Source organism: Candidatus Magnetaquiglobus chichijimensis (genome assembly GCF_045865675.1).
GTDB lineage: Bacteria > Pseudomonadota > Magnetococcia > Magnetococcales > Magnetaquicoccaceae > Magnetaquiglobus > Magnetaquiglobus chichijimensis.
Map to the genome: position 1 here is coordinate 375,682 of NZ_BAAFGK010000002.1, position 15,097 is coordinate 390,778.

Annotated in this window: 10 protein-coding genes; 3 read left to right on the forward strand and 7 right to left on the reverse strand. The window is 62.4% G+C overall.

The genetic code is table 11. The features are described from left to right. Positions 1–8: 8 nt before the first annotated feature. Positions 9–209 (reverse strand): hypothetical protein, encoded by a 201-nt coding sequence (locus ACOY6C_RS03595; protein ID WP_420904106.1) that lies wholly within the window; start codon positions 207–209, stop codon positions 9–11. A gap of 100 nt (positions 210–309) precedes the next feature. Between ACOY6C_RS03595 and ACOY6C_RS03600 the strand changes: the two genes are divergently transcribed. Together ACOY6C_RS03600 and ACOY6C_RS03605 are read left to right on the forward strand one after the other, a co-directional pair. Continuing rightward, positions 310–3,489: a hybrid sensor histidine kinase/response regulator gene (locus ACOY6C_RS03600; protein ID WP_420904107.1), complete on the forward strand. Its 3,180-nt coding sequence runs from the start codon at positions 310–312 to the stop codon at positions 3,487–3,489. Next, positions 3,486–5,732 carry a response regulator gene (locus ACOY6C_RS03605; protein WP_420904108.1) on the forward strand — a complete coding sequence of 749 codons (2,247 nt, stop codon included), beginning with the start codon at positions 3,486–3,488 and terminating at the stop codon, positions 5,730–5,732. Before ACOY6C_RS03600 ends, ACOY6C_RS03605 begins: the two co-directional genes overlap by 4 nt. Before the next feature lie 51 nt (positions 5,733–5,783). Here the strand turns inward: ACOY6C_RS03605 and ACOY6C_RS03610 are convergent, their stop codons facing one another. Then, positions 5,784–6,293, reverse strand: a complete 510-nt coding sequence (locus tag ACOY6C_RS03610) for a hypothetical protein (RefSeq protein ID WP_420904109.1) — start codon at positions 6,291–6,293, stop codon at positions 5,784–5,786. 261 nt (positions 6,294–6,554) lie between these two features. Next, entirely contained in the window at positions 6,555–8,156 is a 1,602-nt protein-coding gene (locus ACOY6C_RS03615) for an alkaline phosphatase D family protein (protein ID WP_420904110.1), read from the reverse strand. 193 nt (positions 8,157–8,349) lie between these two features. On the opposite strand from ACOY6C_RS03615, the gene ACOY6C_RS03620 reads away from it, so the two are divergent. Further along, positions 8,350–9,162 (forward strand): hemerythrin domain-containing protein, encoded by an 813-nt coding sequence (locus tag ACOY6C_RS03620; protein WP_420904111.1) that lies wholly within the window; start codon positions 8,350–8,352, stop codon positions 9,160–9,162. 129 nt (positions 9,163–9,291) lie between these two features. Here ACOY6C_RS03620 and ACOY6C_RS03625 read toward each other — a convergent pair whose 3' ends face one another. From ACOY6C_RS03625 to dsrB, 4 genes are all read right to left on the reverse strand, one after another. After that, a complete protein-coding gene (locus ACOY6C_RS03625) occupies positions 9,292–11,358 on the reverse strand; it encodes an HD domain-containing phosphohydrolase (protein WP_420904112.1) in 2,067 nt (688 codons plus the stop codon). A 527-nt stretch (positions 11,359–11,885) separates the two neighbouring features. After that, on the reverse strand, positions 11,886–12,251 hold the full coding sequence (locus ACOY6C_RS03630) for a hypothetical protein (protein ID WP_420904113.1): 366 nt from the start codon (positions 12,249–12,251) through the stop codon (positions 11,886–11,888). Positions 12,252–12,272: 21 nt separating this feature from the next. Beyond that, positions 12,273–14,003 carry an NAD(P)-binding protein gene (locus ACOY6C_RS03635; RefSeq protein ID WP_420904114.1) on the reverse strand — a complete coding sequence of 577 codons (1,731 nt, stop codon included), beginning with the start codon at positions 14,001–14,003 and terminating at the stop codon, positions 12,273–12,275. Between the two features lie 11 nt (positions 14,004–14,014). Further along, positions 14,015–15,091, reverse strand: a complete 1,077-nt coding sequence (gene dsrB / locus ACOY6C_RS03640) for a dissimilatory-type sulfite reductase subunit beta (RefSeq protein WP_420904115.1) — start codon at positions 15,089–15,091, stop codon at positions 14,015–14,017. Between the last annotated feature and the right edge of the window lie 6 nt (positions 15,092–15,097).

Consider the following 15,097-nt stretch of genomic DNA (forward strand, 5'->3'; position numbering starts at 1 on the left):
GACCCGGATCAATCCACCTCCGAAAACGCCTCCGGCGAGCTGTCCAGCAGCTGATCGTTCAGCCGGTAGCCGTGTCCCGGCACGGTGAGGATCAGGGCCGGCCACTTGCCGAGAGGATCGAGCACCTGATCCTGGAGCGGCCCCTTGCTGCTCGACGCGGTGGGTGGATTGATCCGGCGTTTCGAGGCCGGCAACTTTGCGGGGGCCATCGATCTGTTGGCCATTGCCAAAAGCTGGTTGATCGAGCATATCATGGGGTGGACATGCACTTGGGGTCGTTCTTGCGGAGCAAGGGAGTCGAATGATTCGGTGGTGAGAACGGGGACGCGCATCCTGGCATGGCTGCTGACATACTGGTTCATGGGGCCGGGTGGCGGGATTTGCGCCGCGGAGACCATCTTTCCGTTGCGGCTCGCGGCCTACATGGATGGTTTGCCCGCCGGAGGTCATCTGGAGATCCTCGAGGATGCCGAGCGCGCGCTGACCGTCGAGGATCTGGAACGTCCCGAGGTGGACGGACGGTTCCAGCCTGTCGGCGCGATCAGCAGCCGGGGGCTCTCCCGATCCGCCTGGTGGCTCAAGCTCCAGGTGATCAATCCCGAACCCACCGCCGTGACCTGGTACATCCAGACCTTGAGTCCGACCCTGGATTATGTCGATGCCTATCATCGCGTTCCGGGTCGCGTCATTCCGCCCGTGCGGCTCGGCGATCGACGTCCCATCGCCAACCAGATCGTTCCCTTCGAAGTTCCGATCATCCCGCTTGTCAGCCACCCCCACGAAAAGAGCACGGTGTATATCCGTCTGGCTTTCGAGGAGGTCGGCTTCGTTGATGCCGAGGTGTGGATCTGGACCCCGGAAGCCTTTTCGTTGCATCGGGATCGCAACAATCTGGGGGTTGGACTCTATCTGGGCGGTCTGTTCTTCATGACCGTGTACAATCTGTTCCTCTATTTCGCCACGCGCATGCGTGAGTATTTCTGGTATGTCGCCTATGTGGGCGGGTATGCCATTGCCACCACGGCGCTCATGGGGCTGGGACATCGCTATCTCTACGCCGATTCGGTCTGGCTGACCGAATTCGTGCCCACCCTCGCCATTCAGATCTCCCTGATCATAGGGTTGCAGTTCAATCGGGTGTTTCTGGAATCGGCGCGTCTGGCCCCGCGCATGGACCGGCTGATGCGTTTCTACATGCTGGTGATGCTGGGTACGATCGGTCTGGTGTTGTTCGGTTTCAAGGCGGTGAGTCTGCTCACCGTGCTGCTTCTGACCATTCCCATGCTCCCTTCCATGCCGATCATCGGCATCTCCTTATGGCTGCGCGGTCAGGACCGGGCCCGTTTTTTGATCCTGGGTTGGTGTTTTCTGTTGTTGGGCTTTGCCGTCAGCATGGCGCGCATCTACGGCTATTTTCCCACCCAGTTTCTCAGCCTGTGGGCGGGACGCCTCGGTTTGTGGATGGAGGCCCTGTTCCTGTCGCTGGCGCTGGTGGATCACATCAACATCCTGAGGCGCGAGAAGGAGTTGGCCAGCCAGCGCGAGAACGAGGCGATCCGAAGGGTCAAAAGCGAACTGGAAGCCCGCGTCCTGGAGCGTACCCACGATCTGGAGGCGGCCCGCAAGCGCGCGGATGATGCCAATCAGGCCAAGAGTCTGTTTCTGGCCAACATGAGCCACGAAATCCGCACGCCGATGAATGCCATCATGGGGTTGAGCCATCTGGTGTTGCAGGATGACGCGCCGGATCGGCGGCGTCAGCATCTCGAGGTGATCCAGAACGCCTCCCACGCGCTGTTGGGGATCATCGACGACATCCTCGACTTTTCGCGCATCGAGGCCGGGGAGCTGCGCATCGAATGGATCGATTTTTCGTTGCACGCGGTCATCGACGAGATCGTGCTGCTGATGATCCCGAAGGCGGATGAAAAGGGGTTGATTTTCGACCATGAGCTTCCCGACGGGGAGTGGGTGCTGCATGGCGATCCGTTGCGGTTGCGCCAGGTGTTGTTGAATCTGGTGGCCAACGCGATCAAGTTCACCCCGCGCGGCGCGGTGCGTCTGGCGGTGGAACCGGTCGAAACCGGCGCGGGGGACGAGGATGGGCGGTGGATGCGGTTTCGGGTGATCGACCAGGGGATCGGCATCGCGCCCGAGGAGCTGGGCAAACTGTTCAAGCCGTTTCAGCAGGGCGACATCTCCCATGCCCGTCAGCATGGCGGCACCGGGTTGGGGCTGGCGATCTGCGAGCGGCTGGTGACCGCCATGGGCGGTCGGATCCATGTGACGAGCGCGGCGGGGGAGGGCAGTACCTTCACGGTCTTGTTGCCGTGGTCGCGTGGCCTGCTCGTCGGGGATGGAGAGGTTGGGGAGCGGCGTCTTTCCGTCCGGCCTGGAGTGGCCTGGAAACCCGAGGCGCGGGATCTGGCCCGTCTGCGTGGCGCGCGGGTGCTGCTGGTGGATGATGTGGCCCTGAACTGTCAGATCGCCCGGGCCTTTCTGGAGGGGTATGGGATCGAGGTGAGCGTGGCCGGTTCTGGACAACGGGCCGTTGAACTGGCGGTCCTGGAGAGCTTCGATCTGATCCTGATGGATATCCAGATGCCGGGAATGAACGGGTTGGAGGCGACCCGCGCGATCCGGAATCTGCCGGGTCGGGAGGCGTGGCCGATCCTGGCCATGACCGCCCACGCCATGGCCGAGGATCGGCTGGCCTGTCTGGAGGCGGGGATGAACGACCATCTGGCCAAGCCCCTGGAGCCGGAACGGTTTTTCTCCAAGCTGGTCGAGTGGCTTCCGGAACGGGAGATGGACGGGGATCCCGGCGTTTTGGAGCGGAGAGGGGAGGAGCCGGATGGCGAAGAGATCGCCCTGCCGGGTATCGATTGGCGACGCGCGTTGCGGCTGGTGCATGGCAATCGCCGTCTGTTGCGTCACTCGTTGGACGCCTTTGCTGCGGATTACCGGGTGGTGCCGGACGAGTTGCGCGGGGAGCTTTTGCGTGGGGGATTGGCGCGGCTCAAGCCGAAGGTGCATGCCTTGAAGGGGTTGTCCGGCAATCTCGGCATGTTGGATTTGGGCGCGCGCGCGCGTGAGCTGGATGCCGCCCTGGCGCGTGGCGTGGCCGGAGAGGTCGAGGTGGAGGGCGTGGCCCGGGAGTTGGAACGGATTCTGGACGGACTGGCCGGACTCCCGCCGTTGCCGCCTCCCGAGGGCGCGGGCCGTGGAGTCGGTGGCATCGATCCGGAGGCGTTCGAGCGCTGTTGTCGGGAGTTGATTCGTTTGTTGGAGATCGGCGATTTCCGTGCCTCGGAGTTGTTGCCGGCTTTGGCCGGGGCGCTGGCCGGTCACGAGGGGTCGCTGTTCACCCGTCTGGAGAGCCGCGTGGCCGCCTTTGCCAACGAGGAGGCCCTGGCGATCCTGGAGGCGATGCGTTGGGCGGTACGGGAACGTTTTAAAGGTGAGGGGCACGAGGAGTCCGAAGCATGAACCCAGCCAATCTGCCACGTATTCTGATCGTCGATGACGAGCAGCACAACCTGCATGTGCTGGGGAGCGCGCTCAAGTATCTGGCCCAGGTGTTCGTGGCCACCTCCGGCGAGCAGGCCCTCAAGAAACTGGTCTCGGCACCCTATCCGGACATGATCCTGCTGGATATCGTCATGCCGCGCATCAACGGCTTCGAGGTGTGCCGGCGCATCAAGGGGCAACCCCATCTGGCCGACATTCCGGTGATCTTCATCACCGCCATGGACTCCGAGGAGGACGAAACCAGAGGGTTCGAGGTGGGCGCCGTGGATTTTATCGCCAAGCCGATCCGTCCGGCCATCGTCGCCGCGCGGGTTTCCACCCACCTGACCCTTCAGGCGCGCAAACGGGCGCTGATTCAGTCCCACCAGGAGGCCGACGAGGCCAACAAGGCCAAGGGGGCTTTTCTGGCCACCATGAGCCACGAAATCCGCACCCCGCTCAACGGCATGCTGGGTCTGGCCGAACTGCTCTCCGAGATCGATATGCCGGAGAGCGGACGGGAATATGTGCGGGCCATCCTGAACTCCGGACGCTCCCTGCTCACCATCGTCGATGACGTGCTTGACTACTCCAAGATCGAGGCCGACAAGCTGCACCTCGAATCGATCCCCCTGGATCCTCGCGTGTTGCTCAACGATCTGGTGCTGCTGTTCAAGGGGTTTGCCGGCAAGAAACAGATCGCCTTCGAGCCGCGGATCGCCGACAACCTGCCGGATTGGGTGCTTGGCGATCCGACCCGTCTGCGACAGGTGTTGGTGAATCTGCTCTCCAATGCGGTGAAGTTCACCCGCGTCGGGAGCGTGACCTTGAGCGCCGCGCCGGTGAACGATTCCCAGTTGCGACAGGCGTTGCGTTTCGAGGTGCGCGATACCGGGGTTGGGATCAGCCGGGAGCAGTTCGCGCGGCTCTTTCAGGCCTTCGAACAGGCGGATTGTTCCACCACCCGTCACTTTGGCGGCACCGGGTTGGGACTGGCGATCTCCCGCAAGCTGGTGCGGTTGATGGGTGGACGGATCGAGGTGGAGAGCGAACCGGGGGTGGGGAGCCAGTTTGTGGTGCTGTTGCCGATGCGCATCTGCGACCCTCCGGAGACGGCGGTGGCGGCCATGGATGGCGCGCGGGTGGATTCGGATTTCGTGCGCGGGGCGCGCATTCTCGTGGCCGAGGATGATCCGATCAACCGGGCGGTGCTGCGTGGCATGCTCAAACGGTTCGATCTGGAGGTGAGTTTTGCCGAGGATGGTCGTCAGGTGCTGGAAATCCTCGAGAATGCCCGTTTTGATCTGTTGTTTCTGGATTGCCAGATGCCCAGGCTCGATGGTTTCGCCACCTGTCGGGAGATTCGTGAGCGGGAACAGGCCGGAGGACGTCACATGCCCATCGTGGCCATGACCGCCTATGCGATGCAGGGGGATCGGGAACGGTGTCTGGCTGCCGGCATGGATGATTATCTGGCCAAGCCGGTGAGCCGGCGTGGCATGCAGTCGGCGATCATGCGCTGGTTGTCACGGGATGCGCCGCTGGACGGTTTGGCTCTGGATGGGGGATCTGGTCCGATGACGGTGCTCGACCGCCAGGCGGTGGGGCGGTTGCGCGAGGCGTTGGAAGGGGAGTTCGAGACGCTAATTCAGAAGTTTTTCAAGCTGATGCCCGAACGGATCGAGGCGATGCGTCGCGCTGTGGAGCAGGGGCAGTCTGCGGCGTTGATCCGGATGGCGCATGGTTTGCGCGGTGGCGCGTCCCAGTTGGGCGCCTTGGCTCTGGCCCACTGCGCCACCTCTCTGGAGGTGATCGGTGAACGCGGCCAGCTTGCGGAGGCGCTGGCATGGCTGTCGAAACTGGAGGAGGAGTCGGTTCGGTTGCGCGATGCGTTGCATTTGGAGCAGTGTCTGTTCGGGTTTCGTCAGGATTTGGGCGAGGTGCAGTTCGGACGGTTCCTGGGCATGGCCAACGACTCTCTGTCGATGATGCTGGAACGGGTTGGCGCTGAAATCGCGGCGGGATCCTACCGTCGTCTGGCCGAGACGGCACGGGAGTTGTCGGGTTTGGCGGGTCGTTACGGGTTGGCGGAGCTGGAACGGTTGTCGGGTGCGCTGGAGGCAGAGATTTCCCGGACGCATGCCATGCCCGAAGCGGCGCGGGCGTTCGAAGAGTCTGTGCGCCGAGCCGTGACTTTGTTGCGCGGGTATGCGGAGGGGTAGGTGGCGCTGACCTTGCTCTGGCGAAGGGGTAAGAGCAAGTTATTGAATTGGTTATGAAAAAGTTGACAGCCATGCAGGATGCCCGCTATTGCAGGGGACGGGGGACCGAAGGTCCCCGGCAGAGGTTCGGAGACGGAGTCTCCGAGGTTTGGCTTTTGACTTTGGCTTTTGACTTTGGCTTTTGACTTTGGCTTTTGACTTTGGCTTTTGACTTTGGCTTTTGACTTTGGCTTTTGACTTTGGCTTTTGACTTTGGCTTTTGACTTTGGCTTTTGACTTTGGCTTTTGACTTTGGCTTTTGACTTTGGCTTTTGACTTTGGCTTTTGACTTTGGCTTTTGACTTTGGCTTTTGACTTTGGCTTTTGACTTTTGATTTTAGCGCGCTCTTCAAAAAAAGCGTTTTTTCGCGCCTTTTGCGAAAAAACGCTGCGCGCCGCCTTGGCTGCGGCATCGTTTCGCGCCTTTGGCGAAACGATGCCGCGAACATGGCCTGGGAAATGGGCCGTTGGAGAAAGATGAACGTCCCAAGGATTTGGCCCGTAGATCCCATCAGGGGCCAAGATCCCACCAGGGGCCAATGGCCCGATCCCGTCAAGGGCCAATGGCCCGATCCCGCCAGGGGCCAATGGCCCGATCCCACCAGGGGCCAAGATCCCATCAGGGGCCAAGATCCCACCAGGGGCCAATGGCCCGATCCCGTCAAAGGTAGAGAGCCTGAATACAGGCCTTCTGTGAACGCTGGAAGAGTTCGGAACTGGCGCTGAAGCGATCGCGATCATTCAAGTCAAACGCCACCCCCGTTCTTTGAGTGGACCGTTTCCTTACCCTCCACCCTCCACCCGGCGCAACGGTTTGCCATCCTCGACCACGAAACGGGCCAGGGTGGCGATGTCCGATGTCGGATCGCGCACATCGGCCAGCACGCGCAGATCGACCTCGGCCCGTTCCGGGGTCAGGGTCACCACCCCGTAACCGCGTCGCGTGGTGTCCGCCAGCAGACAGTGGGGATTGCGCGCCGCCTCCTGTTGCGCGGATTCGAGCTTGCGTCCCATGTACGAGGAGATGCTGGTGCCGGTGAACTCGCTGGCGATCACCGGCGAGTTCACGTCATACGGATCGCGATGCACCCGTGCCACCCAGTTCTGATGCAGATCCCCGCCGATCACCAGGGTGTTGCGCGGTTTGTGGGCCACCAGGGCATCCAGAATCCGCTGGCGCGCCTCCGGGAACGAATCCCAACGATCCACCGACGCCTTGATCCCCGCCCCATCCGGATAGTTGGCCGGCGTGAAACGACTCTGCTGCACCAGGATGTTCCACGCTTTTCTCTCTCGGGCGCATTGTGCGATCCCCGCTTCCAGCCAGCGTTCCTGGGTCGGACCCAGCATGCTCCGCCTGGGATCCGGCGGCACGCAGAAGGCCCGCAGCACCGGGCCGAACCCCTCCCGGCACACCGGTCCATCCCGGTACTGCCGGCCATCCAGCAGGTGAAAGGTCGCCAGGTCGCCCCATTCGTAGCGGTCGTGAATTTTAAGCTCTGCGCCACGCGCCAGGCCCGCCACCCCCTCGGTGAGCGTCGCGGCCCGCAACGGCATGTGTTCGTAGTAGGCCTGATAGGCCGCCGCGCGCACAGCCGGGAAGTTCTCGGTGCCGCTGGTCGAGTGCAGGTTGATGTAGTCGTTCTCCACCTCGTGATCGTCCCAGGTCAAAAGCCAGGGACAATGGGCCTGCATGCGTCGCAGGTCGGGATCGCTCTTGTAGACCGCGTAGCGGGCGCGGAAATCGTCCAGGGTGCGCGCCACGGGCAGGTTGTGGTGTCGCACCGCCACGGAACTGCTGCTTGAGGCGTATTCGTAGATGTAATCCCCGACGAACAGGACGAAATCGATCCCCTCGTCGAGCATGTGCCGATAGCCCGCGTAATACCCCTGTTCCCAGTGCTGGCAGGAGACGTAGGCAAAGCGCAGTCGCGCCGGCATGGAACCGGCGGGGGGCAGGGTACGGGCGCGTCCCGCGTCGCTGATCTGACCGCCCAGCCGGAAACGGTATCCATACCAGCGATCCGGCGCCAACCCGTTCACCTCCACATGCACCGAATGGGCAAGCTCGGGCAGGGCGACCGTTTGGCCTTGCCGGAGGATCCGCTGGGGATTCCCGTTCTCGAACAGTTCCCACCCGAGCCGCACCGGCTGGTCCGCCGGGATCTCCGGCCCCATCAGCCGGGTCCAGAGCACGAAACCATCCACCGTGGGGGAACCGCTGGCGACGCCGAGGGTGAAGGGGGTATGCGATGGCGCGGGTTCGACCGGTTGCAACCCCGCGCATCCCGCTTCGGGCAGGGCGGCGAGTGTGGCCAGGGCGCCGATCCGGCCCAGGAAGGCGCGGCGGGTCGGATCGGTCCGGCGTGTGGGCGTGATGCGCATGGCGTGGGCGCTCCTGTCGGATCGGAGGGCGATCCGACACCCGTTCCGCGCGGTGGTCCGGAGGGGGGCTGGATGGCCTGAATCTGTTGAAGAAAATGATTCATTTTTATCATGCGTTCACCTTGACCGCAATCGGAATTTAACGCTAAACTCGTGTAAATATTCTCCTTCTTGCCAGGAACGGGGTGGACCCATGCGTGAACAAGCGCTTTTCATCGCCGATGTCGGCGTCGAGCGGTTCAACAACGATCACCAGCGTCTGTTGTTTTATGTGATCGAGTTCGAGCGACTGGCCAAGCGGTTCGTGGAACGGGCCCCCTTCGAGGATGAGTGGGATCAGGTCGATTCGCTCTTTCCACGCCTGGATAAATACACCCATGAACATTTCGAGGCCGAAGAGGCGTTGATGCGCCAGCACGGCTATCCCCATCTGGAGGCGCACATCGGCCTGCACCAGCAGTTGATCCGTCATCTGCGGCAACTGGAGGGGGATGTGGCGGCGCGCCGTTCCGAGGCGATCATCCATCTGGAGAGCTTTCTGCTGGACTGGTTGCAGACCCACATCAACCAGGACGATCGCCAATACCGGGGCTGTTTCGTATGGGCCGAAACCCGCGAGATCACCGAAAAGGCGCTCTTCAACGAGATGATCTCGGTGCAGCATCTGCACCGCGCCATCGAGTTGGGCAAACCCGGCCTGGTGCTGTTGGACCTGCGCACCGAAAGCGAGCAGGCCGAGGGGATCATCACCGGCTCCGAGCTGTTCCCGTGCGACCACAACCTGATCGATCGTCAGGATACCGAACCGTTCCGGCGCTCTTTCGCGACCCGTTTCGATCCGGAGAGGTTCGATCCGGACGCCTTGTACGTGCTGATCTGCCGTTCCGGACCGCGCGCGGCCATTGCCCTGGAGTCCTTTCAGGAACACGACCTCAAGGCGTGCGAGTTGATCGGCGGGATTCAGGAGTGGATCCGGCAGGGATACGGGCTGGTGGAGGCGGGTTGAGGGGGGTGCGGATGGCGTGTCCCTCTGGCGAGGTTGAGAATCAATGAGGGGAAACAGGCCCCGCACAATCAAAACGGGTCAGGCTGGCGAGCCTGACCCGTTGGTGAAAATTCGATACACCTGGAAAGCTCAGGCGGGAGGCTTGGCCGGGACGTAGGCCGCGATGTCCACCTCGTCGATGTACTTCGGATCCATGAACCGCTCCGCATACTGACGGTAGACGCCACTCACCAGGAACAGCTCGAACAGATCCGGATCGATGTGGCCATCCTTGCGCATGAAGCCCATGATCTTCATCGCCTGGCTGAGGGTCTTGGGCTCCTTGTAGGGACGGTCCGTGGCGGTGAGGGCCTCGAAGATATCCGCGATGGCCATGATCCGCGCCGGCAGGGACATCTCCTCGCGCTTGAGCTTGCGCGGATAGCCGGTGCCGTGCATGGTCTCGTGGTGGGCTCCGGCGAACTCCGCCACCCGCGCCATGTTGTCCGGGAAGGGCAGGTTTTCGAGCATGGCCAGGGTCTGGACCACATGCTCGTTGATTTTGTAGCGCTCCTCGGCGGTCAGAGTGCCGCGCTCGATGCAGAGGTTGTACACCTCGCCGAGGTTGTAAAGATGCTCCGGAGCCGGCATCTTGATCCCCAACGACTCGTCGCGGGTCTTGGTGTCGTTTTCGCGCGGGATGATGTGTTCCACCTTGTCGGTCAACAGGAACTCTTCCACGCCGACCGCGTTCTGCATTTCCTTGCGCCGCCTGATCTCCGCATGGGAGAGCCCCAGACTGTCGTCGAAATAGCGGATCCAGGTGCGTTGCGCCAGGGCGCGCACCCGGTCCTTGTCCGCCGCGGTCATGAATTCGCCGCCCACATTGGCCTTGGCAATGAAGGCGAACTCTTCCTGCAACGCCGCCTGGGTGGCCCGCATCTCCTCTTCGCGGGCCTCGCGCGGGGCGCCCCGGTCGATCACATCCTCCAGACAGGCGATGTGGGCGTCGCGATGCAGCACCTCGAAGCGCATCCGTACCTCGTGAATGCGGTTGTAGATGGTTTCGAGCTTGGTGGCCTTGTCCACCACATACTCCGGGGTGGTGACCTTGCCGCAGTCGTGCAGCCAGGAGGCGATCCGCATCTCCTGTTTCTCGTCGTCGGTCATCGAGAAATCGGCGAAATTGGGATGGTTGCTCTCGCTGGCCGCCAGGGCCAGCATTTGCGCCAACTCCGGCACGCGCTCGCAGTGACCGCCGGTGTAGGGCGACTTGGCGTCGATCGCACCCGCGATCAACCGGATGAAGGCGTCGAAGAGATCTTTCTGTGCCTGGAGAAGCAGTTGATTGTCCAGGGTCATGGAGGTCTGGGCGGCCAGGGCCTCGACCAGATTGACGATTTCCGGATCGAAGGGGACCACCTGGCCGGTTTCCGGATCGATGGCGTTGATCAACTGCATCACGCCGATCACCTTGCCCCCGCGCGGGGTCAGGGGCACGGTCAGGAAGGATTGGGAACGGAAGCCGGTGGCCGCGTCGAACTTGCGCACGCCGGAAAAATCGAATTCGGTGTTGTCATAGGCATCGGCGATCACCACCGTGTGACCGGTGTTGGCGGCATAGGCGGCCACATTCACCATGTTGGGGGTGCCATCCTCCTTTTTCATCTGCACCGGGGGGAGGGTGGCCGGTTTTTTGCCTACCCCACCCATGGCGATGCCCAGGGAGTCGGTGCGCACGATGGTGAATTTCAGTTGGTCGTCCTTGGTGCGCAGATAGAGCGTGCCGGCATCGGCATTGGTCAGCTCCTTGCCGCCCAACAGGATGTTCTCGAGCAGGCGGTCGATCTCCCGCTCCTGGGCCAGGGAGATGCCCAGTTGGATGAGTTTCTGCATGCGCGCCTTGGCGCCCACCAGATCCTCGGTGTTCTGGCGAACCGTCTCTTCCAGCAGACGTTCGTGCTCGGAGAGCTTGCGGTTGGCCTCGAGCAGTTCGTTCTGATGCTGCTCCAGGGTGGCTTGCGCCTGGATGAGCAGCTCTTCGTCGCGTTCGTTCTTGCGCAGACTCTTCCTGCTCTCCTTGACGAGTTTTTCGTAGCCCTTGACCATGGCGTTCAAACTGGCGCGCAGGTCGGATTTCGACACCTTGGAGCGCTCCAGCACCCGCAGGGCCTGGATCAAGGCAGAGCCTTCCTCCGCATTCATTTCGAGACTCATCGGGAATCACCTTTTAAAAGCATGCGTTCAAGGTCGTCGCCAAACCATGCCGGCAACAGAAACGCAGGGGAGCAATCGAACCTGCTTGCCTTGCAATCTTTCCTGGATCATCATGTTTAGACTAATAGACTGCATTTCTGCATGCAAGTGTTGATGGTGTCCCTTTTTATCAAGAGTTGGTCATGATCTCCGACAAAACTACCCGAACCCGCAAAAGCGGCAGAACGTTTCCCTCTTGCCTGGCCTGTCACGCGGACCCTGGTTTCACCTGGGCCTGTGGGTGCGGCTTTGCGCTCTGCACCGACTGTTTGAGGCAGAACAACGATCTGTGGATGGGCGGGGGACGAACCTGGCGTTGCCCGCAGTGCGGCAAGGAGCATCTGGGCCCCAATCGGTGATTGTTCGGGCCAATCGGAAGCCCCCAAGGAAGGTCGCTCAGGGGGGGGCTTCATGAGCGGTGGAGTGCGGCACGACCGGGGGACGAGGCGATCACACCCCGCCCCCCGTGAGACTTCAATTCAACGCGATCACGCGGCCAGCGCGCGCAGGCCGGTCAACAACGGCTCCCAGGTGGAGTTGGGCTTGTTGAGCCTTTTTTCCACCAGCATCGCGAAGTAGACCGCACCCTCGGCCATGCGCAGATCCCCGCGTTCCAGGGCGGCCTTGGCCTTCTCCCCCTGTACCGCGGTCTCCTCGCCGGCCTCGGCGACGCTACGCCAGTAGGCCAGCGCCTCCTGACGGTTGACGAACCGGTCCGATTGCGCCCTGGCATCGGGCAGGGAGCCGATCCGGACCGCGTTGCGACCGAACGTCATGGTCCAGCCGTTCGTGGCCCAGCCGCGCGCCTCGGCGATCGCTTCATCCAAACGTTTCAGCATGGCGGATTTGTCCATGTTCTCTCGCTCCTCGACCGATCAGTCCATGCCCATGTCGATGTATCCGGTCGGACAGATCTCCGCACAGATGTGACACCCCACGCAGCGTTCGTAGTAGGTGAACATCACCTCGCCCTCGGGATTGCCGCCGAACTTGGTGATGGCATGCTGGGGACAGAACAGCATGCACTGGTTGCACTCGAAGCACAGACCGCAACTCATGCAGCGTCCGGATTCGGCGGCGGCCTGCTCGCGCGACAACGGGACCAGCACTTCGCGCCATGATCCCTTCACCACCTCCGGATGGTCCACCGAGCGTTTTTGTTGCGGTGACTGGACGAAGTAGTCGGACTTGAGCTTGTCGTATTTGATCACGTCGCGCCGTTGCGGCTTGGCGGGCAGGGTTTTGCCGTTCAACAGCAGATCGATGGACTCCGCAGCCTTGCGGCCATGGCCGATGGCGGTGGTGAGCAGGGTGATGGCCACCGCGTCGCCGCCCCCGAAGACGTTATCCAGTCCTTCGATCTTCTGGTTGTGATCGACCTTCAACCACGGCGTGCCGCCGGTGGCCGACTCGAGACCGGTCATGTCCGTGGACTGGCCGATGGAGGCCACCACCTGGTCCGCCGCGATGATGAACTCGGTACCGGCCTGAGGCTTGAAGCGGAAGAACGGAATCGGATGGTTCCATCCCTCCTCGCCCTTCTCTTTCTTGACCATCTTGATGCACTTCAAGCCGGTCACCCGCTCGCCATCGCGCACCACCTCGACGGTGCCGGACTGGTAGACCATCTCGGTCCCCTCGGCCAGCGCTTCGTCGAACTCGTAGCCGGAACATTTCATCTCCTCGCGTGGCACGGCGGAGATCAAGGTGGCCTTGGATCCCAGACGCAACGCCAGACGCGCCACGTCCATGGCCACGTCGCCATCGCCGATCACCGCCACATGCGAGCCGATCGACATGCTTTCGCCTTCCAGCGCGAACTGGCGCAAAAAGTCGATGGCATTGGTGACATTGGCGCCGTTGGCGCCCGGAATCGGCAGCCCGCGCCCTTTTTGCGCGCCGACCGCCAGGAACACCGCGTCGTAGTCGCGGGAGAGTTGCTCGAGCGACACATCGACGCCCACTTTCACCCCGCATTGGAGTTTCACGCCCAGATCGAGGATCCGTTGGCACTCGGCCTCCAGGATCTCGCGACTGACGCGATAGCCCATGATGCCGTAGCGCATCATGCCGCCCGGCTTGTCATGGGCTTCCAGGATCACCACGTCGTGACCGCGCAGGGCGAGTTGATAGGCGCACGAGAAACCGCCTGGTCCGGAACCGACCACGGCCACCCGTTTGCCGGTTTTTTTCGTCGGTTTCGGGAAGGCGAGCCCCTTTTCGATGGCGTAATTGCCGATCGCTTGTTCCACGGCGTTGATGTGGATGGTCTCGTCCCGATACTGCCGGTTGCAGCCACCCTGACACGGCGCCGGACAGACCCGTCCCATCACCGCTGGAAACGGATTGGTGCGGGTGAGCCGATGGAACGCCGCGGCCCAGGGATCCGGGCCATCCTTCCAGACGCCGCGGATCAGGTTGTGATAGCCGCGAATGTCCTCGCCCGCCGGGCAGGCGTTGGAGCAGGGCGGCACCCGCTCCACATAGGTGGGACATTTGCCGCTGCGGTCGCCATAGGCGACCACGCGGTCCAGTCCCTGCTCAACGACGAAGGGTTGATAAACCCACTCCTTGGCGGACTGATAATAGGGATTGGTCGCGATCATGAGCGCCTCTGTCAAAACCGGATGTGGGCGGATTGATTGAATGAGACGCGCGCATGACGATAGTTGTCGATCATGAACTTGTCAAACGGCAGACCGGTCTCCTCGAAGAACCGCTTCCAGCCGATGCGATCGATCCACTCGCCCAGGCGCTCCCAGTCGCGACCCCCGGCCTTGTAGGCGGCCAGGATGCGCTTGAGAAGTTCGGAGACCTCGGGCCAGCGCGGCGGATTGTTTGGCAGGCCGTGGGCGACCAGTTTCATGTTGCCGGGCTTGGTGCGGGCGTTGGAGTTTTTGCCGCCCACCCAGATGGCCAGCTTGGAGTGTTCCGGATGGTTGATTTCCATGGCCGGGCAGGCGCCGAAGCAGGCGCCGCAATAGATGCACTTCTCCTCGACGACCATCAGCGAGGGCTTGCCGTTGACCGTGGTGGGACGGATGGCGGCCACCGGGCAGCGGGCCACGGTGCTGGGCATTTCGCAGACGTTGGCGAGGATTTCGTGGTTGATGCGCGGCGGACGGGTGTGTTGCACCACCACGGCGATGTCGGCCTGACCCCCGCAGTTGATTTCGCAGCAGGAGGTGGTGAGGCGGACGCGGTTGGGCATCTCCTCGTGGGCGAAGTCGTGGAACAGGGCATCCATGATGCTTTTGGCCACGCCCGAGGCGTCCACGGCGGGGATGTCGCAGTGCAGCCAGCCCTGGGTGTGGGCGATGGCGCTCACCGACGGGCCGGTGCCGCCCACCGGATGACCGGCGGCTTCCAAGGCGGCGATCAGGGGATCGACGTTGGCGGCGTTGGGGGTCATGAACTCGACGTTGTTGCGCACGGTCCAGCGCAGATGACCATCCGCGAAGCGGTCGGCCAGGTCGCACAGGCGCCGCACGATATCGACCGTCACCTGACGATGGGTGGCGGCGCGCACGGTGAAGAGCACGTCACCGCTCTCGGCAACATGCTTCAAGACACCGGGACGGGGCCGTTCGTGATATTTCCATTTGCCATAGTTTTTCAGGCTGACGGGGTGGAGGAACTCGTCCAGCTCGTGTGGACCGTTTTCGATGGTTTTCCAGGTACGCTCGGTAGCCATGGGTGC

Bases quoted from the DNA above. Each gene is read 5' to 3' on its own strand.
- ACOY6C_RS03605 (WP_420904108.1), top strand. From the start codon at position 3,486: ATGAACCCAGCCAATCTGCCACGTATTCTGATCGTCGATGACGAGCAG.
- ACOY6C_RS03595 (WP_420904106.1), bottom strand. From the start codon at position 209: ATGGCCCCCGCAAAGTTGCCGGCCTCGAAACGCCGGATCAATCCACCC.
- ACOY6C_RS03630 (WP_420904113.1), bottom strand. From the start codon at position 12,251: ATGGACAAATCCGCCATGCTGAAACGTTTGGATGAAGCGATCGCCGAG.
- ACOY6C_RS03625 (WP_420904112.1), bottom strand. From the start codon at position 11,358: ATGAGTCTCGAAATGAATGCGGAGGAAGGCTCTGCCTTGATCCAGGCC.
- ACOY6C_RS03615 (WP_420904110.1), bottom strand. From the start codon at position 8,156: ATGCGCATCACGCCCACACGCCGGACCGATCCGACCCGCCGCGCCTTC.
- ACOY6C_RS03635 (WP_420904114.1), bottom strand. From the start codon at position 14,003: ATGATCGCGACCAATCCCTATTATCAGTCCGCCAAGGAGTGGGTTTAT.
- ACOY6C_RS03620 (WP_420904111.1), top strand. From the start codon at position 8,350: ATGCGTGAACAAGCGCTTTTCATCGCCGATGTCGGCGTCGAGCGGTTC.
- dsrB (WP_420904115.1), bottom strand. From the start codon at position 15,091: ATGGCTACCGAGCGTACCTGGAAAACCATCGAAAACGGTCCACACGAG.